Here is a 23,475-nt window from a genome sequence, read left to right on the forward strand (position 1 = left end):
ATGACGCGGTGGCCGCGGAGCGGGCGGGGGTGGGGGCGGTGCTGTACACCGGGGGGTCGCACGGGAGGGCGAGTTTGGAGGGGGTGGGGGTGCCGGTGGGGGTGCTGCGGTGGCTGGTCTCTGTGGTGCGGGGGGAGGCGTCGGCGTCCGTGCCCGGAGCCGCGCCTGCGGCGGTGCCTGGGGGTTCGGATGCGAAGGCGGGTGGGGCGAAGGAGGGGGTGACGAAGCCGAAGAGGGGGGTGGAGCCGGAGGATGCGTACGACTTCCTGCCGGTGGATGGGGCGGAGCCGGGAGCGCCGGCCGAGTGAGGTGCCGTGGGGGGGCGCCCCCGCCCACCCGCGCTCCGCGCCCCTACGGCGTGCCCAGGAGGTGCCCCTACGGCGTGCTCAGGAAGTGCCCCCTACGGCGTGCTCAGGAGGTCGCGGAGTTGGTGGGGGAGCAGGGAGTCGCAGTTCTGTTCGGCTGTGGTGGTGAGGGCGTCGTTCGTGCAGGTGTAGTAGTCGTTGTAGACCAGGTGGGCGGTGAACGTCGTCGCCACCATGAGCAGTGCCAGGGACGCCGTGACCAGGCCGCTCACCGCTGCCGTCGTCTGGGGGCGGCGGCCCGGGGGCTGCGGGGCCGGCGGGGCGGGTGTGCCGTTCTCCGGGCGGTGGGGCTTGGCGCGCAACGCGCTCACGCCCCAGTACAGCGCGAGCGCGCCCAGCAGCAGTGACACCGACGGCCAGCCGAACAGCACGAAGAAGAAGGCCCACATGCCGGACAGGAGCGCGTAGCGCGCCCTGCGCTGGGCGGGGTCGGTCGGGTCCCAGCGCATCCCCGTGTTGCCCGGGCCGCCGGGGCCGTTGGGTCCGCCCTGGCCACCGGGGCCGCCGTCGGGGCCCTCCGGACCGCCGGGCCGGCGGTCCGGACGCGTGCCGAAGCTGCCGTCCGTCGACGGGCCCGGCTGCCGGTCGCTCCACTGACTCCCCCACGCGGAGCCGCCCTGCCCATGACCCTGCCCCTGCCCATGACCCTGGCCGCCCTCGCCCTGGCCGCCCCAGGCCGAGCTGCCCGACCCCCGGCCGCCCTCCGGCCGGCGCGGCTGCCAGGGGCGGTCCGGGGTGCCCTCCGGCGGCGGGGCGAACGGGTTGTCGTCGCCCTCGCGACCGGACCCGGAGTCCGAGCCGGATCCGTCCGTCGCCCCCGGCCCCTCCCCGCCCGGCGCGGACGTGCCCCCGTGCGACGGGTACGGGGGCTGGTGCCGCTCGCGCGGCAGGAGGTGCGGGTGTCGGAAACGGCTGTCCGGCATCAGGTGTGCGTCTTCCCCTTGGTGGTTCCGGCGGGCGGCGTGCGGTGCGGTCCGTGCGGCTCGTCAGCGTTGCGCGTACGGGTGTGCGGATGCGCACCCCGGGCGTGCGTACCGGTCACGAGGACCCGTACCCCGGTACCCGTGGCGTCGTGCCCGGGTGTCGCGTACCCGACCTGTGAACGTCCCGCGCGCACGGGTCGTTCCCCGCACGCTACCGCCCGGCTCCGCCCCCGTCCCCCGGGGGTTGTCCGGTGTGCCGGTATCGTTGCTGACGGTCGGCCGCTTCGTAGGCTTCCCCGTATGCGGGGGCCCGAAGCATTCGTACGAACGTACAAAGAAGAACGTCGTACGCGCCGCCCGAACACCGCATGCTCCTCCCGACGAAAGGGCCCGCCGTGGCCGCCAAGCCCGTGGCTCCCGTGGCCGGACGCCGTCCCCGTACCGGACGTCTCGTCGTCCTGGTCTCCGGATCCGGCACCAATCTCCAGGCGCTGCTCGACACCATCGCCGAGGCGGGAGCCGCCGCCTACGGCGCGGAGGTCGTCGCCGTCGGGGCCGACCGCGACGGCATCGAGGGGCTGGCCCGCGCCGAGCGTGCCGGGCTGCCCACCTTCGTCTGCCGGGTCCGGGACCACGCCACCCGTGAGGAGTGGGACGCGGCGCTCGCCGAGGCGGTCGCCGCGTACGAGCCCGACCTGGTCGTCTCGGCCGGGTTCATGAAGATCGTGGGGAAGGAGTTCCTCGCGCGGTTCGGTGGACGGTTCGTCAACACCCACCCCGCCCTCCTCCCCAGCTTCCCCGGGGCCCACGGTGTGCGGGACGCGCTCGCGTACGGCGCCCGGGTCACCGGCTGCACCGTCCACTTCGTCGACGACGGCGTCGACACCGGGCCGATCATCGCGCAGGGCGTGGTGGAGGTCCGGGACGAGGACGACGAGAGCGCGCTGCACGAGCGCATCAAGGAAGTCGAGCGAAGGCTGCTCGTCGATGTCGTGGGGCGGCTCGCCCGCAACGGCTATCGCATCGAGGGACGAAAGGTAGTTATCCAGTGACCGCCACCGCCGGAACCGACAAGCGGGCCATCCGTAGGGCGCTCGTCAGCGTCTACGACAAGACCGGACTCGAGGAGCTCGCCCGCGGGCTGCACGAGGCCGGGGTCGAACTCGTCTCCACCGGCTCCACCGCCGGGCGGATCGCCGCCGCCGGGGTCCCCGTGACCAAGGTCGAGGAGCTCACCGGGTTCCCGGAGTGCCTCGACGGCCGGGTCAAGACCCTGCACCCCAAGGTGCACGCCGGCATCCTCGCCGACCTGCGCCTGGACAGCCACCGGCAGCAGCTCGACGAGCTGGGCGTGGCGCCGTTCGACCTCGTCGTCGTCAACCTGTACCCGTTCCGCGAGACCGTTGCCTCGGGTGCCGCGCCCGACGAGTGTGTCGAGCAGATCGACATCGGCGGCCCGTCGATGGTGCGCGCCGCGGCCAAGAACCACCCCTCGGTCGCCGTCGTCACCAGCCCCGCCCGGTACGGGGACGTGCTCTCCGCGGTCAAGGACGGCGGCTTCGACCTCGCCGCCCGCAAGCGGCTGGCCGCCGAGGCCTTCCAGCACACCGCCGCGTACGACGTGGCCGTGGCCTCCTGGTTCGCCGCCGAGTACGCCCCCGTCGACGAGTCCGGCTTCCCGGACTTCCTCGGTGCCACCTACGAGCGCGCCCACACCCTGCGCTACGGCGAGAACCCGCACCAGCCCGCCGCGCTCTACACCTCCCCCGAGGGCGGCGGCCTCGCCCAGGCCGAGCAGCTGCACGGCAAGGAGATGTCGTACAACAACTACACGGACACGGACGCCGCCCGCCGTGCCGCGTACGACCACGACGAGCCCTGCGTCGCGATCATCAAGCACGCCAACCCCTGCGGCATCGCGGTCGGCGCGGACGTCGCCGAGGCGCACCGCAAGGCGCACGACTGCGACCCGTTGTCCGCGTTCGGCGGCGTCATCGCCGTCAACCGGCCGGTGAGCAAGGAGATGGCCGAGCGGGTCGCCGGGATCTTCACCGAGGTCATCGTCGCGCCGGACTACGAGGACGGCGCCCTCGAAGCCCTCACCAAGAAGAAGAACATCCGCGTGCTGCGCGCCCCCGAGGCGCCCGCCGCCCCGGTCGAGGTCAAGCCCATCGACGGCGGCGCCCTCCTCCAGGTCACCGACCGGCTCCAGGCCGAGGGCGACGACCCCGCCACCTGGACGCTGGCCGCCGGCGAGGCGCTCTCCGAGGCGGAGCTGGCCGAGCTGGCGTTCGCCTGGAAGGCGTGCCGGGCCGTCAAGTCCAACGCGATCCTGCTCGCCAAGGACGGCGCCTCGGTCGGCGTCGGCATGGGGCAGGTCAACCGGGTCGACTCCGCCAAGCTCGCGGTGGAGCGGGCGGGCGCCGAGCGCGCGCGGGGGGCGTACGCCGCCTCCGACGCGTTCTTCCCCTTCCCGGACGGTCTGGAGATCCTCACCGAGGCCGGCGTGAAGGCCGTGGTCCAGCCCGGCGGTTCGGTCCGTGACGAGCTGGTCGTCGAGGCGGCGAAGAAGGCCGGCGTGACGATGTACTTCACGGGGACGCGGCACTTCTTCCACTGATACGGCCGCGGCCGCACGACGACGGCCCCGGGCCGACGGCTTTACCGCCGCCGGCCCGGGGCCGTCGTGCCGTACAGGCGCCGCGCCCGGTCAGTACCGGGGGCGGTTGAACCAGGCCGACCCCGTCGAGTTGCCGACGAAGATGGCGATCAGGATGCCCAGCACCGTGTGCACCAGGCCCACGATGATGAACGGGTAGATGCCCGCGATCGCGGTGACGATGGCGAAGACCAGGGTGGTGATGCGGACGCCGTTGCCACCGGTGTTGAACTTGGTCGCGAGCACGATGGCGAAGATCAGCCAGGCGACGCCGAAGACGACGAACGCCCACATCACGCCGGTCGACTGGTCGGCCAGGCGCTGGAAGTCGGAGTCGTCCTTCACCCCGTTGTCGTCCTTCGCCGCGTTGATGCCGACCGCCGCGATGGCGAACACGGCCACGCCGATGACCTGGAGGCCGACGATGACCCACAGCAGGGCGCGCGCCGCGCTCACCGTGCCCGGCATCGATGTCATGGGGGGTCCGCCGCCGTACTGGGGGACCGGGGGAGCCTGCGGATAGCCGTATCCGGGCTGCTGGCCCTGCGGGTAGCCGTAGTGAGGCTGCTGAGGGGCGCCGTAACCGGGCTGCTGTTGGCCCTCTTGCGGGGCGCCGTAGGGGTTGTTCGGGTCGCCGTAACTCATGGCGCTCTTCTTCCCTCCATCTGCCGTTCGAGTGCGGGGACACGCGGCGCGCTGCGGAGGAAGTGGTGAGAATGAGCGGTCCGTCCCCCCGGTACTGCCCGCGGCACTGCCCGGTCATGGTTCTCAGGGGCGCGCTCGTTTGTCCAGAGCCATGCCATATGTGTTGTGCAAGTGCAACCTTCCGATCATGCGTTGATCAGGGCGGATTGCCGTGTGCCGCGGAGGACCGCACGGACCGGCCGGCGGTCTCGCATCGCGACCCGGATTGGAACCGTCGGGCGGTCATCCGGGAGGATGGGGTCATGACCGCCCAGATTCTCGATGGCAAGGCCACCGCAGCCGCGATCAAGTCCGATCTGACCGCCCGCGTGGCGGCCCTCAAGGAGAAGGGCGTCACGCCCGGCCTCGGCACCGTCCTGGTCGGCGACGACCCCGGGAGCCACAAGTACGTCGCCGGCAAGCACCGCGACTGCGCGCAGGTCGGCATCGCCTCCATCCAGCGCGAACTGCCCGCGACGGCGACGCAGGAGGAGATCGAGGCCGTCGTCCGCGAACTGAACGAGGACCCGGCCTGCACGGGGTACATCGTGCAGCTCCCGCTGCCCAGGGGCATCGACGAGAACCGCATCCTGGAGCTGATGGACCCCGCCAAGGACGCGGACGGACTGCACCCGATGAACCTCGGCCGGCTGGTGCTCAACGAGCCCGCGCCGCTGCCCTGCACCCCCAACGGCATCCTCACGCTGCTGCGCGCGCACGGCGTGGAGATCAAGGGCGCGGAGGTCGTGGTCGTCGGCCGCGGGGTGACCATCGGGCGGCCGATGCCGCTGCTGCTGACCCGGCGCAGCGAGAACGCGACGGTGACGCAAGTCCACACCGGCACGCGCGACCTGTCCGCCCACCTGAAGCGGGCGGACATCATCGTCGCCGCGGCGGGCGCGCCGCACCTGGTGCGCGCGGAGGACGTCAAGCCCGGCGCCGCCGTCCTCGACGTGGGCGTCTCCCGCAACGCCGAGGGCAAAATCGTCGGCGACGTCCACCCCGACGTCACCGAGGTCGCCGGCTGGATCTCCCCGAACCCGGGCGGCGTCGGCCCGATGACCCGCGCCCAGCTGCTCGTCAACGTGGTCGAGGCGGCGGAGCGCAGTGTCGGCTGAGCGGGCGGAGGACGGCGAAGCCGCCCAGGACGACGGCGCGCGGCCGACGGCGCCGGACGCGCCGCCGGCGGCCCGCGGCGCCCGTGCGGCGCGGGCGCGCGCCCGGTCGGCCGGCACCGCCGGGAACGACCGGACGCCGGACGGCGCGTCCGGCGCCGGCACGGACACCACGCGCCGCGAACCGGCGGCTCCGGAGGACGCACCGTCCGACGCAGCCGGTGATCCGGCGGCCGCGGGCGGCGGGCCCGCGGATGCCGGTGCGGGCGACGACGAGGGCGAGCTGACCGTGCGCGACCCCATCGCCGTGCGCGACCCCGTCGCCGTGGGCGGCCGCTTCGAGCGGGCGCGGCGCGGCGTGCGGCGGTTCCCGCTGTTCACGCGGGACACCGCCCCGCCCGAGGGCGGCGGCCGTGCCGCGCCCGGGGACGCACCCGCGCCCGCCCGGCAGTGGCCGATCCTCGCCGTGCTGCTGACCGTCGGGCTCGGACTGCTGCTCACCGCGCTCGACGTGTTCCGCGTCGGCACGATCCTCATCGGCGTCGCCCTGCTCGGCGGGGCGGCCCTGCGCTGGGCGCTGCCCGACGTCGGCATGCTCGCCGTCCGCTCCCGCTTCACGGACCTGGTCACCTACGGCACGCTCGGCGCCGTCATCGTCCTGCTGGCGCTGATGGTGCAGCCGAGCCCCTGGCTGGTCATCCCGTTCCTGGACGACACGCTGCACTTCACGATCCGTACGTGAGGGGGCCGCAGGCGTCCCCATGGGCATGACGGTGGCCCGTACTCTCCCCCGGAAGAGTACGGGCCACCGTGTGCCTCACCCCTGGAGCGGGGGGACGCCTACCACCAGACGCCCGCGCGCAGCTTCGCCCAGGTGTGCGGACCGACCTGGCCGTCCCACTCGCTGCTGGTGTGCGGGTAGGCCTTCTTCTGCACGGTGAGCACGGCGTTGTACGTCTTGGTGCCGAACGCGCCGTCCTCGTCCAGGATCGTCGGGTACGCCGTGTTCACGTTGATCAGGCACTGGACTTCCCTGATGCGGGCCCGCGCCGCGGAGCCCGTCTGTCCCGCCTTCGTCAGTGCGGTCCCGTTGTAGTAGCCGCACGAGGCGCTCGCCGCGGCGGTGCTGTGCGCGGCGCTCGCCGGCGCGGCGCTCGCGGCGGGGGCGAGGGCGAGCCCCGCGCCGAGAGCCGCCGTGGTGACGGCCAGGGCCATGCGCTTGCGTGTCTTCACGTCTGCGTGTTCCTTCCGCTCGCGGGCCGGGTCCCCCCGTTGGGTCCCCCGTTCGACCCGCCGTGCGCGGCCCCGCCGGTCGAGCGGTGCCGCCGGGGCAAGAACGTACGGGGGCCGCTCCGCCCCCGCGTCCCGCGACGGGTGGAACCGTTCGCCCACCGGTCGTGGTAGCCGCGCGGTTCCTGCAACTCCCGCGGTACCGCGAAAGGTTGACTCGCCGCCCGGTGCACCGGCGTTACGCTGCGGCGATGCGCCCGCGGCCGACCCGTCCCCGTACCGTCCCCCCGGGTGCCGCCCGCACGGACGGCACCCTGGCCGCCCGGCTGCGCGCCGCCCGTCCGCGCGTCCCGCACGCCCCGTACGTCGTCGACGCGCTGACCGCGCTCGCCATGGGCGCCGTCGCCCTGCTGCTCGGCCGGGAGTCCGCCGCGCAGGGGTGGCCGGAACTGGACGCCCGCGCCCTGCCCTGGATCGCCCTGTCGCAGCTTCCCGTGGCGCTGCGCGGCCGCGCCCCGGTCACCGTGTTCGCGGTGGTCGGCGCCGCCGACGCGGTCTACGTCGGGCTCGGCTACTGGCCGGTGGTGTGCACCTTCGGCCCGATGCTCGCCCTCTACACCGTCGCCGCCCTGCGCCGGCTGCGCACCGCCCTGTGCTGCGCCGCCGTCCTGAACGGCCTGTGGCTCTACGCCGGACTCGTCACCGACGGCTCCTCCATGCCGTCCGTCGTCGGCCAGGGCCTGCTGTTCTCCGCCGTACTGGTCCGCTTCGGCGCCCTCGCCCGGCGCTCCGCCGAACTCGCCCGCCGGCTCCGCGCCGAACAGGCCGAGCGGGCCCGCCGCGAGGTCGCCGAGGAGCGCGGCCGCATCGCCCGCGAACTGCACGACGTGGTCGCCCACCACATGTCGGTGATCTCCGTGCAGGCCGGCCTCGCCCGGTTCGTCTTCGACTCCGACCGCACCACCGCCCGCACCGCCCTCGACACGATCGCCGGCACCAGCGCCGAGGCGCTCGACGAGCTGCGCCGCATGCTCCAGGTGCTGCGCGAGGAGGACCTGCGCGGCCCTGACGGCGGCCCGGGCGGCGCACCGGCCGCGCCCATGCCAGGACTCGACCGGCTGGAGGACCTGGTGCGGCGGGTGCGCGCGGGCGGCGTCCCGGCCGAACTCCGCGTCGAGGGCGCCCCGCGCCCCCTCGCGCCCGGCGTCGACCTGTGCGCGTACCGGGTCGTGCAGGAGGCGCTGACCAACGTCCTCAAGCATGCCCGCGGCGCCCGCGCCGTCGTCCGGGTCGACTACCTGCCGCACCACGTGACGGTGAGCGTCACCGATGACGGGGAGGGGGTGATTCCGGACAGAGTCGCCGGTGGCGGCGGGCACGGCTTGATTGGCATGCGCGAACGGGCCAAGCTCTACGGCGGGACGATCAGCATCGGCCCGCGGAGCGAGGGCGGGTTCGCCGTACGGCTGACCCTGCCGACCTCGGCCGCGGCCACTCGGCAGGGGGACGACCGCACGGAATGACCGGACACGGGACGACCGGACGACGCGGCGGACACGGGCTGCCGGAGCGGTCGTTCGGGCGGGACGCGCGGGCCCGGCGGGACGGGCGGGGCGCATGATCAGGGTGCTCGTCGTCGACGACCAGTTCCTGATCCGGGCCGGCCTCGTCGGACTGCTGAACGCGGCCCCCGGCATCGAGGTCGTCGGCGAGGCCGAGGACGGCGACGAGGCGGTGCGGATCGCCGCCGCGACCCTGCCCGACGTCATCCTCATGGACATCCGGATGCCCGGCACCGACGGCGTCCGGGCCACCGAACGCATCCTCGCCCAGGCCACCGACCCCGTGCCGCGCGTCCTGGTGCTCACCACCTTCGACCTCGACGAGTACGTCTACGGGGCGCTGCGCGCGGGCGCCTCCGGGTTCCTGCTGAAGGACTCGGGCCCCGAGCGCCTGCTCGCCGCCGTGACCGCCGTACGGGGCGGGGACGCGCTGTTCGCGCCCAGCGTCACCCGGCGGCTGGTGGAGGCGTTCGCCGGACGGGCCGCAAGCCGGCCGCGCGAGTCCGGACCGCCGCCGGAACTGGGCGCGTTGACCACCCGCGAGGTCGAGGTCCTCGGTCTCATCGGCCGCGGTCTGTCCAACCTGGAGATCGCCGACCGGCTGTACATCAGCGAGGCCACGGTCAAGACCCACCTCAACCGCACGATGACCAAGCTCGACCTGGACAGCCGGGCGCAGGCGGTGGTCGTGGCGTACGAGACAGGACTGGTCACGCCCGGCGGCTGACACAAGTCGGCGGCGGTCGGGGGCGGTTGGCGGCCGCCGCCGTGACGCCCTGCTGCGGTCCGGTCCCCGGACCTGGAATCCTGGTCCGGTACGCGGCCGGCGGGGGTGCCGGGCGTGGGGGCACAGGGTGCGGGGAGCAAGGGGGGAAGGGACGTCATGCCTCGTTGGAAGGGCCTGCCGGAGGAACTCGATCCACAGCTCAAGGAGTTCGCGGGGCAGTTGCGGCGGCTCGTGGACCGCAGCGGGCTGAGCGTCGCGGCGGTGGCCGACCGCACGGGCTACAGCCGGACGTCGTGGGACCGGTACCTGGGCGGGCGGCTGCTCGCGCCCAAGGGCGCGGTGCTCGCACTGGCCGAGGTCACGGGGGCCGATCCGGAGCACCTCACCACGATGTGGGAGCTGGCCGAACGGGCGTGGAGCCGCTCGGAGATGCGGCAGGACATGACGATGGAGGCGCTGCGGATCGCGCAGGCGCGGGAGGCGCTGGGCGAACGGGAGCCGGAGGCCGGGCCCGCGCCGGTGCCGGCACCGCCGGGGCCCGTGCCGCCGGGGCCCGCTCCGGAGCCCGTGCCGCCGGGGTCCGCTCGGGGTCCGGTGCCGCCGGGGTCCGTTCCGGGTCCGGTGCCGGCCGGGGACGCGGGGGCGCGCGTCGGGGCCGGTGGCGGCGGGCGGGGTACGACGGTCAGAACCGGGGTGGCCGGGCCCGCCGGGGTGTCGCCGACGCTGCCGCCGCGGGCGGGGGAGGCGGATGCCGAGGTCCTCGCGGGGCTGCGCGACCGTCCGGCCGTGCCGCCGTACGGCCCCCGGGCCGACGGCGTTCCGGAGGACGCGCGGCCGTCGGGTGCGCGGCCGTCGGGTGCGGGTGGCCGGCCTCGGCCGGGGGCGCGGCGGCGGCGTCGTCTGACGGTTTTCCTGTCGGCGGTCGCCGGGGCGCTCGCCGTGGTCGCGGGTGCGGTGTGGTTCACCTCGGGCGGCGACCGGGCGGCGGAGGGCCGGTCGCCCGCGAAGTCGCCGGCCGCCACCACGGCCAGTGCCGCGCCCGCGCTGCCGGACGGGGTCCGGTGCGCCGGGGCCGGCTGTGTCGGCAGGGACCCGGAGGAGATGGGGTGCGGTGGGGTCCGGGCCCGTACGACGAACAGCGTCACGGTGGGGACGACGCTGGTGGAGGTCCGGTACAGCGAGGTGTGCGGGGTGGCGTGGGGGAGGATCACGCGGGCGGTGCGGGGGGACGCGGTGACGGTGCGGGTGGTCGCCCCCGACGGGGCGGGGGCGAAGGGGAGGGTGCAGCGGGGGGTCGTGGAGGAGCGGGGGGACGTGGACGCGTACACGCCGATGGTGCGGGTGGGGGGCGCGGGGGGCGCGGAGGTGTGTGCGGTGCTGGTGTCCGGGCGGGACGGGTGCGTGGAGTAGGTCCGCGCGGTTCCTCGCGCCCCTGTGTACACAAAACAATCACCCCCTCGCGGGGTTGGCCCCGCGGAGCGTGGGCACGCGGAATGTACCCCCACGGGATCCGGGTGTTCCGGTCCCCGGTCGGCGGTCGCCGTGGTCCCTCCTCTCCCGGGCCGGCGGCCGCCGGCTCTTGTGGGGCGGGCCACAGGAACCCCGACCGTGCGGTGTCCCGGATGCGCGATAGCCTGACGTCGATCTCTTGACGCCAAGAGATCGATCATCCGCTCCCACCGCCAGCTGTCCTACGGAGAACGCCATGACCCGCACTCCCGTGAACGTCACCGTCACCGGCGCGGCCGGCCAGATCGGTTACGCCCTGCTCTTCCGCATCGCCTCCGGCCAGCTGCTCGGCGCGGACGTGCCGGTCAAGCTGCGCCTGCTGGAGATCACCCCGGCCCTCAAGGCCGCCGAGGGCACGGCCATGGAGCTGGACGACTGCGCCTTCCCGCTGCTCCAGGGCATCGACATCAGCGACGACCCGAACGTGGCGTTCGACGGCACCAACGTCGCCCTCCTCGTCGGCGCCCGCCCCCGCACCAAGGGCATGGAGCGCGGTGACCTCCTGGAGGCCAACGGCGGCATCTTCAAGCCGCAGGGCAAGGCGATCAACGACCACGCGGCGGACGACGTCAAGATCCTGGTCGTCGGCAACCCGGCGAACACCAACGCGCTGATCGCCCAGGCCGCCGCCCCGGACGTACCGGCCGAGCGCTTCACCGCGATGACCCGTCTGGACCACAACCGCGCGCTGACCCAGCTCGCGAAGAAGGCCGGCGTCACCGTCTCCGACATCGAGCGCCTGACCATCTGGGGCAACCACTCCGCCACCCAGTACCCGGACATCTTCAACGCCCGCATCGGCGGCAAGTCCGCGGCCGAGGTCGTGAACGACGAGAAGTGGCTGGCCGAGGAGTTCATCCCGACCGTCGCCAAGCGCGGTGCCGCCATCATCGAGGCCCGCGGCGCCTCCTCCGCCGCGTCGGCCGCCAACGCCGCCATCGACCACGTCCACACCTGGGTCAACGGCACCGCCGACGGCGACTGGACCTCCATGGCCGTGCCGTCCGACGGCTCCTACGGCGTGCCCGAGGGGATCATCTCCTCCTTCCCGGTCACCACCAAGGACGGCCAGTACGAGATCGTCCAGGGCCTGGAGATCAACGACTTCTCGCGCACCCGTATCGACGCCTCCGTCAAGGAGCTCACGGACGAGCGCGAGGCGGTCCGCGGCCTCGGCCTGATCTGACCCCTCCGGCGCGCTCCGCGCCCGGGGTCCCTTACACCGTTCCGCACAGGCTCCGTCCCGTTTTCGTACGGGACGGGGCCTGTCGGCGTGTACGCCGCTATCGTCGAGTTCCGGGCAGGATTCGGGGGACGGTAGGACATGCGCCAACGGTGGGACGCGGAGCAGCAGCGCTGGGTGGACGACGACGGGGGCGCGGTCGGCGCGCAGCCCCCGGCGGGGGAGCAGCCGCCGGAACGGCCCTGGTGGGCGGGGGCCGAGACACAGGTCGGCGGAGCCTCGCCGCCGTCGACGGCGCCGGACGCCCCGACCACGCCGTCGGCCTCCCCACCGCCGGTCCCGACCACACCGCTCGCCCCGCTGCCGCCGGGCCCGGCCGGGTGGTCGTCGTACGGCACTCCTCCGCCGGCCCCCGTGCCGCCGTACCCGGAGCCGCCGACGGCCGTCACCGGCCCGCTTCCCGTGACCGGCCCCTTGACCGGCCCTCTGGCCGGCCCGGGTCCGGACCCCCGCCGCCCCCGCACCGTCCTGGTGCTGGTCGCCGTGCTGGCCGTGCTCGCCGGGGGCGGGGCCGGGGCGGGAGCCTGGTGGCTGACCCGGGACGGCTCGGCGCGGCACCCCGAAGCCCACCCGTCCGTGACCGTCACGGCCACGGCGAGCCGGCCGGCCGTGCCGCCGGCGGACACCGGGGACGCCCCGCCGTCGGACACCGAGTCGGCGCTCGCCGCCTCCGCGCGGCCCTCGCCCGGGTACCGCCGGGCCGAGGACCCCGTCGGCTACCGCGTGGACGTGCCCGAGGGCTGGGTGCGCACGGCGGAGCGCGGGGTCAGCGCCGAGGTCGTCACCTACCGTTCGCCCGCCGACGGGCGCGGCCTGATGCTCTTCGAGGTGGTCGAACAGACGCCCGCCGCCTCCCTGGACCTCGCCGAGAACGGCCCCGCCGGCTTCACCGAAAAACTCGCCGGCTACCGCGTCCTGGACCGCTCCTCGGGGGCGGACTGGGCGGAGCTCGACTACCGGTACGACGACAGGTCCGACGGCGCCACCCAGGTCATCGACCGCCGCTTCACCGCCGCCGACGGCACGCTCTACGCGCTCCGCTCCAGCGGCCCGGAGGGCTCGGACATCCAGGAGCCGTTCGACATGGCGTTCGCCTCCTTCTGCCCGGCCGGGGCGAGCTGCCCGACGGCGTGAGCGCCCCGGTCGCGCGCGGGGGTGACCCAGGGCTGACCGACGGTGACAATTCGCTTCCTGGGGCGTCTGTGCCGCACTATGCTGATGCTCCATCACACCGCGTGTCATGTACGCGCGTTTCGACCATCGGGGGATGGGCGTGAGTACCGCCTACGTGCCGCAACAGCCACAGCCACAGCCGGACCCGCACACGTCGGCGGGGACCGCCCCGGCCACGGCGTCGCTCCCGGAACTGCCGGTGACACCGGCGTACGCCAGTGAGGCCACCCGGCTGCTGTGCGCGGGAACCTACCTGGACTCCGCCTACCGCGACCGGGTCATCGACGAGCTGTACCTCAACGAACAGCGCCTGGCCGCGCCCTCGCTCGGGCTCGACGCGGCCCGGGTCCTGGCGCACGCGCTGCGCGCCCGCCGGCTGGAACTGGCCTGGTCCGGGGCGATCCTGGGGCTGTGGGTGGTGGGCATGCCGCTCACCCGGTACTTCCTCCTCCTCTTCCTCGGCTTCGGCGTCTACTCCGCCCTCGCCCCCTGGGTGCGCGGCCGGAGCGAGCAGCCGCCGATGTACCGGCGTGTGTTCGCCTTCCTGCTGCGCTGGTACAGCCGCCTCGGCATCGCCGCCCTGCTCGCCGCCACCCTGTACGTCGGGTGCGGCGGCGGGAACGACATCTCCCCGTCCTACTCGTCCTCGTACGACGACCTGTACGGCACGTCGAGCGGTTCCGACTTCTCGCTCCCCGACGCCCTGCACGAGTGGCTCGGCGTCCTGGGCGCCTGGCTGACCCTCGCCGTCCTCGCGCTCACCGTCGTCTTCCTCGCCGCCCAGCGCGGCCAGGTCACGCGCTCGCTGGCCGCCGAGCTGTCCACGCGGCGCTTCCCCGACGTGGCGGGCGACCCCGCCGAGCAGGCGGAGGGGCGGCGGCTGCGGCGGCTGGCGCAGCGGGTGCGGGCCGAGCAGTGGCAGCCGCTGGTCATGTACCACGAGGCCCGTCCGTTCTGCGGGGCCGGCACGGCGCACGACACCTGGGTGCTCGCCGTCGAACTGCGCCCCGACGGGGCGAAGAAGCAGCGCCCGCTCAGCAACCGGGCCGTCCTGGAGACCGTCCGCCCGCTGCTCGAACAGCTGCGGGAGTCCGCCGTGACGGCCGAGCACCCGGTGCGCGACCGGCTGCGCCGGCTGGAGATCGACGAGTGTGTGTTCCTGCCGGTCGAGGGGCTGCTGCGGCGCGAGGACGCCCCCTACGCCCCCGGGGACTTCGAGAGCCACCTGGCCCGCGCGGTCGAGGAGGGCGCCGAGAAGCGGCGGCACTTCCTGCGGGTGCGGGTCGGCGGCTGGGAGGAGGAGCTGGTAGTCAGCGTCTTCGTCCGCGTCCACACCCAGGGCCGGATGCTGATGCTGGAGATCGCCCCGCACGTCCTCACCCCGGTGCGCGAGGACTTCAAGGAGGCCGACCGCACCGCCCACCGCTACAACCACAACAGCCTGCTCGGCAAGGCCGCCTGGGCCCTGCCGAGGGTGCCGGCCGCGGCCGCCGTGGCCGTGTACCAGCTGGCCCGGCAGGTCGTGTTCGGCTGGCGCCTGGTGACCTCGGGCAACGCGGGCGCGCTGCCCGAGGGGCCCGCCCTGTCGGTGCGCGAGCTGGGGGCGGCGCCGGACGGGTCGCTGTTCCAGACCATGGACGTCGACCGCTATCTGCGGGCCGTGCAGGACCGGATCGCGCACGGGGTGCGCACCGCGCTGGCCGACGCCGGTTACCAGACCGGCGAATTCGTCCAGAAGATCGTCAACATCAGCAACGGCGGCGTGAACATCGAATCGGTGGCGGACTCCACCTTCGCCGTCGGCGACCACGCCACCGCGCGGAGCGGCGGCCCGGCCGCCGCGCCGCAGAAGGGAACGGATTAGCGATGGCTGACACGAACGAGCCCAGCGTCTCCCTGGGGAACGTCTCGGGCAGCACGTTCGCCATCGGCAGTCACGCCAGCGCGGTGAGCCACCACGGCACGGCGCCGGGGCGCGACGCCGCGACGGAGGAACTGCTGGCGGCGGTGCGCGAGCTGCGCGCCGATCTCACTCGGGTGCGCGCCACCGACCGGACGGCCGAGCTGGACGCCGCGCTCGCCGACACGGAGGACGAGATCACCAGTACGGGGCAGGCCGGGCCGACCCGGCGCGAGCGGCTGCGGGCGCTGCTCACCGACTCCGAGTCCCTGCTGAGCGTGCTCGCCTCGGCGGGGGCGGTGGCCGGGATGCTCGGGATCGGGCTGTGACGGGCGGAAGAGCGCGGCACTGGAATGAGGAGACGCAGCGCTGGGAGGACGCGGACGCGCCCGCGAGTCCGCCCGTGACTCCGTCCGCGGCTCCGCTCGTGGGCGAGGCGTCGCCCCCGCTGCCGCCGCTGCCCGCGCTGCCGGAGCATCTGCCGCACGTACCCTCGGCGCCGACGGTCCCGGCGCCGCCCGTGCCGCCGGCGGGGGCCGGGGGCGGGCGTGCGCTGTGGTGGAAGGTCGTGGCCGGGGCCGTCGTGCTCGGGGTCGGCGCCGGTTACGGCGTGCTGAAGCTGACCGGCGGCGACGGCGACGACGGCTCTGACCGCACCCGTACGGCCGCGACGGCGCCGGCGGGCGGGGACGGCGCCCCCATGGACGCCGACACGGGCGCCGGCGGCCCGGCCTCCGGGTCAGCCTCCGCCTCACCGTCCCCCTCCGCGACGGAGAGCGCGCTGCCGACGGGCTACCGGGAGGTCACCGACCCCGCCGGCTTCTCGCTCGCCGTGCCCGACGGGTGGAAGCGCAGCGAGCGCGACGCCGGGGTCTTCTACGCCACGGACGGCGACCGCAATCTGCTGCAAATCTTCGTCGTCACGGAACCGGAGCTCACGCCGTACGAGGCGGTGGCCCAGTCCTCCAAGAACCTGGGCGCCCAGCAGCCGGGCTACGAGGAGATCTCCCTCGACCGCACGGCCGCCCCCGACGACGCGGCACCCGCCGTCGGCGACGACACGGCCCGCCTCGTCTACGCCTACGACAGCGAGAAGCTCGGCACGCGGAAGCAGTGCGTGGAGTACGTGTTCACGGCGGACAACGGCAAGAAATACGCGGTGGTGGCGGCAGGGCCGCAGAGCGACTGGCCCACCACGGAGGAAACGGCACGGGTGGCATTGGCCCACATGACAACGGGCGACGCCCAATAGCTCGGGGGGTTCGGTGCGTTCGGCGGCTGCGGGCGGTCCGTGGCTGATCGCGCAGTTCCCCGCGCCTCTAAAGGGGCGCGGGGAACTGCGCGAAACGGAGCGAAGCTCCGTGCCGGGGGGCACAGGGGGGCGGAGCCCTTCTCAGCCCCGCTGCCCCGGCTGGTAGTGCCCCGGCGTCATCCGCGTCGACACCCCGAACCGATTCCACGCGTTGATGACCGTGATCGCCGCGATCAACTTCGCCAGCTCCCCCTCCTCGAAGTGCTCCGCCGCCCGCGCGTACACGTCGTCCGGCACGAACCCGTCCGTCAGAACCGTCACCGCCTCCGTCAGCTCGATCGCCGCGATCTCCCGCTCCGTGTAGAAGTGCCGCGACTCCTCCCACGCCGACAGCTGCACGATCCGCTCCACGCTCTCCCCCGCCGCGAGCGCGTCCTTCGTATGCATGTCCAGGCAGAACGCGCAGTGGTTCAGCTGCGAGGCCCGGATCTTCACCAGCTCCCGCAGCTTCGGGTCGAGCCCGTCCGCCGCGGCCGCGTCCAGCCGGACCATCGCCTTGTAGACCTCGGGCGCGTACTTGGTCCACTGCAAGCGGGGCGCGTGCTCGTCCGCGTACACCGGGGCCGGGGTCTCGCCCGCCGTCGTCCCGCTCACCGTCTCGTTCGTCGTCATGACACCGACCCTAGAAGCCGGGCAGCCCAACGGTATGGTCCACTTCCATGCCGAACCACCGGGCCACTTCCGCGCTCGACCTCCATCTGCACCTGGACCGCGGCGACGGCACCGGCCTCCGCCGCGGCCTCACCACCGCACTGCGCGACGCCGTCCGCACCGGCCGCCTCGCCCCCGGCACCCGGCTGCCCTCCTCCCGCACCCTCGCCGCCGACCTCGGCATCGCCCGCAACACGGTCGCCGACGCCTACGCCGACCTCGTCGCCGAGGGCTGGCTCACCGCCCGCCAGGGCTCCGGCACCCGTGTCGCCGACCGCCCCGTCACCACGCCCAGCCGCCCCGCGGCCCCGCCCCGCACCCGCCCCCGCCCCACCTACGACCTCACCCCCGGCACCCCCGACCTCGCCTCCTTCCCCCGCGCCGAATGGCTCCGCGCCGCCCGCCGCGCCCTGGCCCGCGCCCCGCACGAGGCCCTCGGCTACGGCGACCCGCGCGGCCGCCCCGAACTGCGCACCGCGCTCGCCGACTACCTCGCCCGCGCCCGCGGCGTCCGCGCCGACCCCGAACGCATCCTCGTCTGCGCCGGCTTCACCCACGGCCTCGCGCTGCTCGCCGCCGTACTGCGCGAGCGCGGCGTGCGCACGGTCGCGGTCGACGAGTACGGGCTCGACGTCCACTGGAACGTCCTGACCCGGGCCGGCCTGCACACCACACCCCTGCCCGTCGACGAACACGGCACCCGTACCACCGAGTTGACGTCCGCGCACGGCGGACCAGGGGCCGTCCTCCTCACCCCCGCACACCAGTTCCCGCTCGGCGTGCCCCTGCACCCCGACCGGCGCGCGGCGGTCGTCGACTGGGCCCGGCGCACCGGCGGAGTCGTCCTGGAGGACGACTACGACGGCGAGTTCCGCTACGACCGCCAGCCGGTCGGCGCCCTCCAGGGCCTGGACCCCGACCGCGTCGTCTACCTGGGCACCGCCAGCAAGGCCCTCGCCCCCGGGCTGCGGCTGGCCTGGATGGTGCTGCCGTCCGCGCTGGCCGGGGAGGTGGTGGCGGCCGGCGCCCACCACCGCTGCGGCGTCCTCGACCAGCTCACCCTCGCGGAATTCCTCGCCTCCGGGGCGTACGACCGCCATGTGCGCGCCTCCCGGCTGCGCCACCGGCGCCGCCGCGACCAGCTCGTCGCGGCCCTCGCCGCCCGCGCCCCCGAGGTGCGGCCCACCGGCATCGCGGCCGGACTGCACGCGGTGCTGCGGCTGCCCCCGGGCACCGAGGAGACGGTGGTCCGGGCGGCCGCCTGGCAGGGCCTCGCCCTGCACGGACTCTTCCCCCACCGCCACCCGGAGGCCGGTCCGGCGCCCGCCGCCGACGCCCTCGTCGTCGGCTACGGCACGCCCCCCGACCACGCATGGTCGGGGGCCCTGGACGCGCTGTGCCGGGCGGTGCCGTAAGGTACCGCCGCACAGCGGAACGACAGCGGCCACGGGGGAGTACGGAAGATGGCGGACATACGCCGGCAAATGCGGTCCACGACGGTCGTCCTCGGAAGCGTGGGGCTGCTCGCCGCCGCGCTCACGGCCTGCTCGTCCGACCCGGACAAGCGGTGCGTGGACAAGGACAGTTACACCGCGGGCAAGGGCTACCGCACCGTCGACGGCAAGTACTGCCGCTCGTCCTCCACCAAGTCCGGCGTCAACGGCGTCTGGTACTACGGCGGGAAGAAGAAGGGACAGCGCATCAGCGGCGGTTCCTTCAGCAAGCCGCACTCGGGCTCCGGCTCCTCCGGCAGCACCGGCGGCGGCGTCAAACGGGGCGGATTCGGCGGCAAGGGCGGCGGCTCCGGAAGCTGAGGGCCGAGCCGCATGGAACGCCGTACCCTCACCCCCCGCCCCGGCTGGCAGGGGACCGTCGAGGCCCAGGGGCTGATCTACCCGCTCACCCTGCCCCGCGCCTGGGAGTCCGTCCGGGCGGCGGGCGACCCCGTCCCCGACGACGCCTGGGTGCCGTACTGGGACGAGAGCGCCTGTTACGTCTTCTCGCTGCCGGAGGTCGAGGCGCTGGAGGAGACCGTCGAGGAACTGCACCGCATGTGCCTCGCCGCCGCCGGCCACATCGTCGCCCACGACCGCTTCGCCGACCTCGGCATCACCGACCCGCGCGTCGCCGCGGCCGTCGCCGAGGCCTGGCGGCGGCGCGCCGAACTCCCCTCCCTCTACGGCCGCTTCGACCTGCGCTACGACGGCAGCGGCCCGGCCAAACTCCTCGAGTACAACGCCGACACCCCGACCTCGCTGGTCGAGGCCGCCTCCCCGCAGTGGTTCTGGATGGAGGACCGGTTCCCCGGCGCCGACCAGTGGAACTCCCTGCACGAACGCCTGGTCGACTCCTGGCGGAAGCAGTCCGCGCTGCTCCCGCCCGGCAGCCCGCTGTACTTCGCGCACTCCTCCGTCGACGAACTCGGCGAGGATCTGATGACGGTCGCGTATCTGAAGGAGACGGCGGAGCAGGCCGGGCTGGAGACCGACTGGATCTCCATGGAGGAGATCGGCTGGGACCCGCTCTCCGCCCGCTTCGTCGACAACCGGCTCCGCTTCATCCGCGCCTGCTTCAAGCTGTACCCGTGGGAGTGGCTCACCACCGACGAGTTCGCCGACCACGTCCTCGCCACCCTCGACAACGGCGGCGGCACCGGCAGCACGCTGTGGATCGAGCCCGCCTGGAAGATGCTGCTCAGCAACAAGGCGCTGCTGGCGATCCTCTGGGAGCTGTACCCCGGCCACCCCAACCTGCTCCCGGCGTACCTCGACGGCCCGCGCGAACTGGCCGCCGGCACCGGCTACGTCGCCAAGCCGCTGCTCGGCCGCGAGGGCGCCGGCGTCACCGTGCACGAGCCGGGCGCCGGGGCGGTCCTGCGCGACGAGCCCTGCTGCTACCAGGAGTTCGCCCCGCTGCCCGACTTCGACGGCAACCGGACCGTGCTCGGCGCATGGGTCGTCGGCGACGAGTCGGCGGGGCTCGGCATCCGCGAGTCCGCCGGGCTGATCACCGACGAGTACGCCCGCTTCCTGCCGCACGTGATCCTCTGAGCCCGCCTCACCGGGTCTCCAGAACGGCCGCGAACTGCTCCAGCCCCCACTCCAGGTCCTCCTCGGAGATCACCAGGGGCGGGGCGATGCGGAGCGTGGAGCCGTGGGTGTCCTTGACCAGGACGCCCCGCTCCAGCAGTCGCTCCGAGATCTCCCGGCCGGTGCCGAACGCCGGGTCCACGTCCACGCCCGCCCACAGTCCGCGCCCGCGCACCGCCGTCACCGGGCCCGTGCCGCCGGTGAGCGCCGACAGCCGCCGGTGCAGCACCCCGCCCAGCCGGGCCGCCCGCTCCTGGTACTCGCCCGTGCGCAGCAGCGCCAGCACCTCCAGGGCCACCGCGCAGGCCAGCGGGTTGCCGCCGAACGTCGAGCCGTGCTCGCCGGGCCGGAACACCCCGAGCACCTCCTCGTCGGCCACCACCGCCGACACCGGCACGATCCCGCCACCGAGCGCCTTGCCCAGCACGTAGACGTCCGGCACCACGCCCTCGTGCTCGCAGGCGAACGTGCGTCCGGTGCGGCCGAGCCCCGACTGGATCTCGTCCGCCACGAACAGCACCCCCCGCTCCCGGGTCAGCTCCCGCACCCCGGCCAGATAGCCCGGCGGCGGCACCCGCACCCCCGCCTCGCCCTGGATCGGCTCCAGCAGGACGGCCACGGTGTTCTCGCTGACGGCGCCGCGCAGCGCGGTGAGGTCGCCGTACGGGACGATCTCGAAGCCGGGCGTGTAGGGGCCGTAGTCCGCGCGGGCCTCGGGGTCGGTGGAGAAGCTGATGACCGTCGTCGTACGGCCGTGGAAGTTGCCGCCCGCGACGACGATCTTCGCCATCTCCGCCGGCACGCCCTTCACCCGGTAGCCCCACTTCCGGGCCGTCTTCACCGCGGTCTCGACCGCCTCCGCGCCCGTGTTCATCGGCAGCACCATCTCCTTGCCGCACAGCGCGGCCAGCTCGGCGCAGAACGCGGCGAACCGGTCGTGGTGGAACGCCCGCGAGGTCAGCGTCACCCGCTCCAGCTGGGCCCGGGCCGCGTCGAGCAGCCGCCGGTTGCCGTGGCCGAAATTGAGCGCCGAGTAACCGGCCAGGAAGTCCAGGAAACGGCGCCCCTCCACGTCCGTCATCCAGGCGCCCTCCGCCGTCGCGACGACGACCGGCAGCGGGTGGTAGGTGTGCGCGCAGTGTGCGTCGGCCTCGGCGATCAGGGCGGCGGCGGTGCGGGTGCTCACGGGGTCCCCTTTCCGTCCGTACGGCTGTCCCCTCGTACGGCTTTTCCGTCTGTACGGGTTTCCCTCCCTGCGTGCCAGTGTGTCCCCCTGCTCCCTGTCGCCGCTCGTATGGTGGACGCCGGACCCGGTCGCCGCGCCGCGCCCGGTAGGCTGGCCGTGGGCCGTGACTGGCGCGCTGGGATGGGACCGACCATCGGGAAGCGGCCCCGGACCTGCCGTGACGGTGCGGGATCCGTGCGTGTGTGTGCCGTGCGCCTGGGCCGAACCGTGACACGTGACCGCTTGTACGCCACTTGTACGCCACGCCGCCCGGAGGCCGAGATGTCAGAGCAGCCGCCCCTGTCCACCGAGTCCACCGCCTTCCGCAGTGCCCTCGACGTGATCCGCGCCGTCGAACCCCGCGTCGCCGACGCCATCGGCCAGGAGGTCGCCGACCAGCGCGAGATGCTCAAGCTGATCGCCTCCGAGAACTACGCCTCCCCGGCCACGCTCCTCGCGATGGGCAACTGGTTCAGCGACAAGTACGCCGAGGGCACGGTCGGCCGCCGCTTCTACGCCGGCTGCCGCAACGTCGACACCGTCGAGTCGCTCGCCGCCGAGCACGCCCGCGAGCTGTTCGGCGCCCGGCACGCCTACGTCCAGCCGCACTCCGGCATCGACGCCAACCTCGTCGCCTTCTGGGCCGTCCTCGCCGACCGGGTCGAGGCGCCGTTCCTCCAGAAGACCGGCGTCCGCCAGATCAACGACCTCTCCGAGGCCGACTGGGCCGAGCTGCGCCAGGCCTTCGGCAACCAGCGCATGCTCGGCATGTCCCTGGACGCCGGCGGCCACCTCACCCACGGCTTCCGCCCGAACATCTCCGGCAAGATGTTCGACCAGCGCTCCTACGGCACGGACCCGGCCACCGGCCTCATCGACTACGAGGCCCTGCGCGCCCAGGCCCGCGAGTTCAAGCCGCTGATCATCGTCGCGGGCTACTCGGCCTACCCGCGGCTGGTCAACTTCCGGATCATGCGCGAGATCGCCGACGAGGTCGGCGCGACCCTCATGGTCGACATGGCGCACTTCGCCGGTCTCGTCGCCGGCAAGGTCCTCACCGGCGACTTCGACCCGGTCCCGCACGCCCAGATCGTCACGACGACCACCCACAAGTCCCTGCGCGGCCCGCGCGGCGGCATGGTCCTGTGCGACGACTCCCTCAAGGACCAGGTCGACCGCGGCTGCCCGATGGTGCTCGGTGGCCCGCTCCCGCACGTCATGGCCGCGAAGGCGGTCGCTCTGGCGGAGGCGCGGCAGCCGTCCTTCCAGGACTACGCCCAGCGGATCGTCGACAACGCCCGCGCGCTCGCCGAGGGGCTGACGAAGCGCGGCGCCACGCTGGTCACCGGCGGCACGGACAACCACCTCAACCTGATCGACGTCGCCTCCTCCTACGGCCTCACCGGCCGCCAGGCCGAGCAGGCGCTGCTCGACTCCGGCATCGTCACCAACCGCAACGCGATCCCGGCCGACCCGAACGGTGCCTGGTACACGTCCGGTATCCGCGTCGGCACGCCCGCGCTGACGACACGGGGCCTGGGCGTGGAGGAAATGGACGAGATCGCGTGCCTCATCGACCGCGTCCTGACCGCCACGGAACCGGGCACGACGGCCAAGGGCACGCGCTCCATGGCCCAGCACGTGCTGGACCCGAAGACGGCGGAAGAGATCGCCACCCGTGCGACGGACCTGGTCTCGGGCTTCCCCCTCTACCCCGAGGTCGACCTGGGCTGACAACTTCGTTGTCGGGTGCGGGTGCGTCGTGGTTGCTCGCGCAGTTCCCCGCGCCCCTTGCAGGGGCGCGGGGCTGTGTTGTCTGCGCGGCTCCGCCGCGGGGGCGCGAGGAGTCACCGTGCCCCGTATGGGGCGCGGGGCTGTGTCTTTTGCGCGGCTCCGCCGCGAGGGGCGCGAGCACTCACCGTGCCCCGTAAGGGGCGCGGGGAACTGCGCGACAAGCCCCCACCCACCCGCACCCCACCACGTACCCAACGGGGTCCAAGGGGCGGAGCCCCTTGAAGGGACGGGACGGGTAGGGGCGGCGGGGGCGAGAAAAATCCACGCGCACCCCCACCACATCCCACCCCTCAAAGATCGATCAACTCCTGCCG

The 23,475-nt window shown here is 74.0% G+C and carries 21 protein-coding genes and 1 pseudogene; 17 read left to right on the forward strand and 5 right to left on the reverse strand.

The features are described 5' to 3' along the window. Window positions 1-98, forward strand: a pseudogene (locus tag IO29_RS40415) (HAD family hydrolase); the annotation flags it as partial. Window positions 99-400: 302 nt separating this feature from the next. Here IO29_RS40415 and IO29_RS29080 read toward each other — a convergent pair. Further along, the gene (locus IO29_RS29080; RefSeq protein WP_030382872.1) at window positions 401-1,288 is read right to left on the reverse strand and encodes a hypothetical protein; all 888 of its coding nucleotides are present in this window, start codon (window positions 1,286-1,288) and stop codon (window positions 401-403) included. 395 nt (window positions 1,289-1,683) lie between these two features. Here IO29_RS29080 and purN point away from each other — a divergent pair, with 395 nt between their 5' ends. Then, complete coding sequence (purN, locus tag IO29_RS29090; RefSeq protein WP_030382874.1) at window positions 1,684-2,340, forward strand: phosphoribosylglycinamide formyltransferase; 657 nt, start codon at window positions 1,684-1,686, stop codon at window positions 2,338-2,340. Further along, window positions 2,337-3,908, forward strand: a complete 1,572-nt coding sequence (purH, locus tag IO29_RS29095) for a bifunctional phosphoribosylaminoimidazolecarboxamide formyltransferase/IMP cyclohydrolase (protein WP_030382875.1) — start codon at window positions 2,337-2,339, stop codon at window positions 3,906-3,908. The genes purN and purH overlap by 4 nt, the downstream gene beginning before the upstream one ends. 90 nt (window positions 3,909-3,998) lie before the next feature. On the opposite strand, the gene IO29_RS29100 is transcribed toward purH, so the two are convergent. After that, the gene (locus IO29_RS29100; RefSeq protein WP_030382876.1) at window positions 3,999-4,592 is read right to left on the reverse strand and encodes a single stranded DNA-binding domain-containing protein; all 594 of its coding nucleotides are present in this window, start codon (window positions 4,590-4,592) and stop codon (window positions 3,999-4,001) included. A 302-nt stretch (window positions 4,593-4,894) separates the two neighbouring features. Here IO29_RS29100 and IO29_RS29105 point away from each other — a divergent pair, with 302 nt between their 5' ends. Both IO29_RS29105 and IO29_RS40420 read left to right on the forward strand, forming a co-directional pair. Then, window positions 4,895-5,749: a bifunctional methylenetetrahydrofolate dehydrogenase/methenyltetrahydrofolate cyclohydrolase gene (locus tag IO29_RS29105; protein WP_030382877.1), complete on the forward strand. Its 855-nt coding sequence runs from the start codon at window positions 4,895-4,897 to the stop codon at window positions 5,747-5,749. 280 nt (window positions 5,750-6,029) lie between these two features. After that, window positions 6,030-6,488 (forward strand): DUF3017 domain-containing protein, encoded by a 459-nt coding sequence (locus IO29_RS40420; protein ID WP_030382878.1) that lies wholly within the window; start codon window positions 6,030-6,032, stop codon window positions 6,486-6,488. Between the two features lie 98 nt (window positions 6,489-6,586). On the opposite strand, the gene IO29_RS35760 is transcribed toward IO29_RS40420, so the two are convergent. Next, on the reverse strand, window positions 6,587-6,979 hold the full coding sequence (locus IO29_RS35760; protein WP_158709394.1) for a peptidoglycan-binding domain-containing protein: 393 nt from the start codon (window positions 6,977-6,979) through the stop codon (window positions 6,587-6,589). Window positions 6,980-7,368: 389 nt separating this feature from the next. Between IO29_RS35760 and IO29_RS29120 the strand changes: the two genes are divergently transcribed. The 8 genes from IO29_RS29120 to IO29_RS35770 all read left to right on the forward strand — a co-directional run bounded on the left by IO29_RS29120 (window position 7,369) and on the right by IO29_RS35770 (window position 16,342). Next, window positions 7,369-8,499, forward strand: a complete 1,131-nt coding sequence (locus IO29_RS29120) for a sensor histidine kinase (protein ID WP_051707988.1) — start codon at window positions 7,369-7,371, stop codon at window positions 8,497-8,499. A gap of 94 nt (window positions 8,500-8,593) precedes the next feature. Further along, window positions 8,594-9,265: a response regulator transcription factor gene (locus tag IO29_RS29125; protein WP_030382881.1), complete on the forward strand. Its 672-nt coding sequence runs from the start codon at window positions 8,594-8,596 to the stop codon at window positions 9,263-9,265. A gap of 156 nt (window positions 9,266-9,421) precedes the next feature. Further along, on the forward strand, window positions 9,422-10,675 hold the full coding sequence (locus tag IO29_RS29130) for a helix-turn-helix domain-containing protein (RefSeq protein ID WP_030382882.1): 1,254 nt from the start codon (window positions 9,422-9,424) through the stop codon (window positions 10,673-10,675). Between the two features lie 295 nt (window positions 10,676-10,970). Beyond that, window positions 10,971-11,960, forward strand: coding sequence for a malate dehydrogenase (locus IO29_RS29135; protein ID WP_030382883.1), 990 nt, complete (start codon window positions 10,971-10,973; stop codon window positions 11,958-11,960). A gap of 138 nt (window positions 11,961-12,098) precedes the next feature. Continuing rightward, window positions 12,099-13,151 (forward strand): hypothetical protein, encoded by a 1,053-nt coding sequence (locus IO29_RS37165; protein WP_051707986.1) that lies wholly within the window; start codon window positions 12,099-12,101, stop codon window positions 13,149-13,151. A gap of 139 nt (window positions 13,152-13,290) precedes the next feature. Next, on the forward strand, window positions 13,291-15,054 hold the full coding sequence (locus IO29_RS29145; RefSeq protein ID WP_030382885.1) for a hypothetical protein: 1,764 nt from the start codon (window positions 13,291-13,293) through the stop codon (window positions 15,052-15,054). 2 nt (window positions 15,055-15,056) lie between these two features. Continuing rightward, window positions 15,057-15,419: a hypothetical protein gene (locus IO29_RS29150; RefSeq protein ID WP_030382886.1), complete on the forward strand. Its 363-nt coding sequence runs from the start codon at window positions 15,057-15,059 to the stop codon at window positions 15,417-15,419. Continuing rightward, entirely contained in the window at window positions 15,416-16,342 is a 927-nt protein-coding gene (locus IO29_RS35770) for a hypothetical protein (RefSeq protein ID WP_158713256.1), read from the forward strand. The genes IO29_RS29150 and IO29_RS35770 overlap by 4 nt, the downstream gene beginning before the upstream one ends. A gap of 141 nt (window positions 16,343-16,483) precedes the next feature. Here the strand turns inward: IO29_RS35770 and IO29_RS29160 are convergent, their stop codons facing one another. Continuing rightward, on the reverse strand, window positions 16,484-17,014 hold the full coding sequence (locus tag IO29_RS29160) for a carboxymuconolactone decarboxylase family protein (protein WP_030382888.1): 531 nt from the start codon (window positions 17,012-17,014) through the stop codon (window positions 16,484-16,486). Between the two features lie 47 nt (window positions 17,015-17,061). On the opposite strand from IO29_RS29160, the gene IO29_RS29165 reads away from it, so the two are divergent. The 3 genes from IO29_RS29165 to IO29_RS29175 are packed head-to-tail and all read left to right on the forward strand — an operon-like array spanning window position 17,062 to window position 20,103. Continuing rightward, window positions 17,062-18,468 (forward strand): MocR-like pyridoxine biosynthesis transcription factor PdxR, encoded by a 1,407-nt coding sequence (locus IO29_RS29165; protein ID WP_030382889.1) that lies wholly within the window; start codon window positions 17,062-17,064, stop codon window positions 18,466-18,468. Between the two features lie 48 nt (window positions 18,469-18,516). Continuing rightward, window positions 18,517-18,867 (forward strand): hypothetical protein, encoded by a 351-nt coding sequence (locus IO29_RS29170; protein ID WP_030382890.1) that lies wholly within the window; start codon window positions 18,517-18,519, stop codon window positions 18,865-18,867. A gap of 12 nt (window positions 18,868-18,879) precedes the next feature. Further along, the gene (locus IO29_RS29175) at window positions 18,880-20,103 is read left to right on the forward strand and encodes a glutathionylspermidine synthase family protein (protein WP_030382891.1); all 1,224 of its coding nucleotides are present in this window, start codon (window positions 18,880-18,882) and stop codon (window positions 20,101-20,103) included. A gap of 7 nt (window positions 20,104-20,110) precedes the next feature. On the opposite strand, the gene rocD is transcribed toward IO29_RS29175, so the two are convergent. After that, window positions 20,111-21,328 carry an ornithine--oxo-acid transaminase gene (gene rocD, locus IO29_RS29180; RefSeq protein WP_033226736.1) on the reverse strand — a complete coding sequence of 406 codons (1,218 nt, stop codon included), beginning with the start codon at window positions 21,326-21,328 and terminating at the stop codon, window positions 20,111-20,113. A gap of 321 nt (window positions 21,329-21,649) precedes the next feature. Here rocD and IO29_RS29185 point away from each other — a divergent pair, with 321 nt between their 5' ends. After that, window positions 21,650-23,101 (forward strand): glycine hydroxymethyltransferase, encoded by a 1,452-nt coding sequence (locus tag IO29_RS29185; RefSeq protein WP_030382893.1) that lies wholly within the window; start codon window positions 21,650-21,652, stop codon window positions 23,099-23,101. Window positions 23,102-23,475: the final 374 nt, after the last annotated feature.

It is taken from the genome of Streptomyces sp. NRRL F-6676 (assembly GCF_000725625.1).
GTDB lineage: Bacteria > Actinomycetota > Actinomycetes > Streptomycetales > Streptomycetaceae > Streptomyces.

What these genes read in the sequence shown, in the direction of transcription:
- IO29_RS29080 (WP_030382872.1), bottom strand. Translation starts at nt 1,288, where the DNA reads ATGCCGGACAGCCGTTTCCGACACCCGCACCTCCTGCCGCGCGAGCGG.
- IO29_RS29100 (WP_030382876.1), bottom strand. Translation starts at nt 4,592, where the DNA reads ATGAGTTACGGCGACCCGAACAACCCCTACGGCGCCCCGCAAGAGGGC.
- IO29_RS29105 (WP_030382877.1), top strand. Translation starts at nt 4,895, where the DNA reads ATGACCGCCCAGATTCTCGATGGCAAGGCCACCGCAGCCGCGATCAAG.
- IO29_RS29120 (WP_051707988.1), top strand. Translation starts at nt 7,369, where the DNA reads ATGGGCGCCGTCGCCCTGCTGCTCGGCCGGGAGTCCGCCGCGCAGGGG.
- IO29_RS29125 (WP_030382881.1), top strand. Translation starts at nt 8,594, where the DNA reads ATGATCAGGGTGCTCGTCGTCGACGACCAGTTCCTGATCCGGGCCGGC.
- IO29_RS29130 (WP_030382882.1), top strand. Translation starts at nt 9,422, where the DNA reads ATGCCTCGTTGGAAGGGCCTGCCGGAGGAACTCGATCCACAGCTCAAG.
- IO29_RS29135 (WP_030382883.1), top strand. Translation starts at nt 10,971, where the DNA reads ATGACCCGCACTCCCGTGAACGTCACCGTCACCGGCGCGGCCGGCCAG.
- IO29_RS37165 (WP_051707986.1), top strand. Translation starts at nt 12,099, where the DNA reads ATGCGCCAACGGTGGGACGCGGAGCAGCAGCGCTGGGTGGACGACGAC.
- IO29_RS29150 (WP_030382886.1), top strand. Translation starts at nt 15,057, where the DNA reads ATGGCTGACACGAACGAGCCCAGCGTCTCCCTGGGGAACGTCTCGGGC.
- IO29_RS29160 (WP_030382888.1), bottom strand. Translation starts at nt 17,014, where the DNA reads ATGACGACGAACGAGACGGTGAGCGGGACGACGGCGGGCGAGACCCCG.
- IO29_RS29165 (WP_030382889.1), top strand. Translation starts at nt 17,062, where the DNA reads ATGCCGAACCACCGGGCCACTTCCGCGCTCGACCTCCATCTGCACCTG.
- IO29_RS29170 (WP_030382890.1), top strand. Translation starts at nt 18,517, where the DNA reads ATGGCGGACATACGCCGGCAAATGCGGTCCACGACGGTCGTCCTCGGA.
- IO29_RS29175 (WP_030382891.1), top strand. Translation starts at nt 18,880, where the DNA reads ATGGAACGCCGTACCCTCACCCCCCGCCCCGGCTGGCAGGGGACCGTC.
- IO29_RS29185 (WP_030382893.1), top strand. Translation starts at nt 21,650, where the DNA reads ATGTCAGAGCAGCCGCCCCTGTCCACCGAGTCCACCGCCTTCCGCAGT.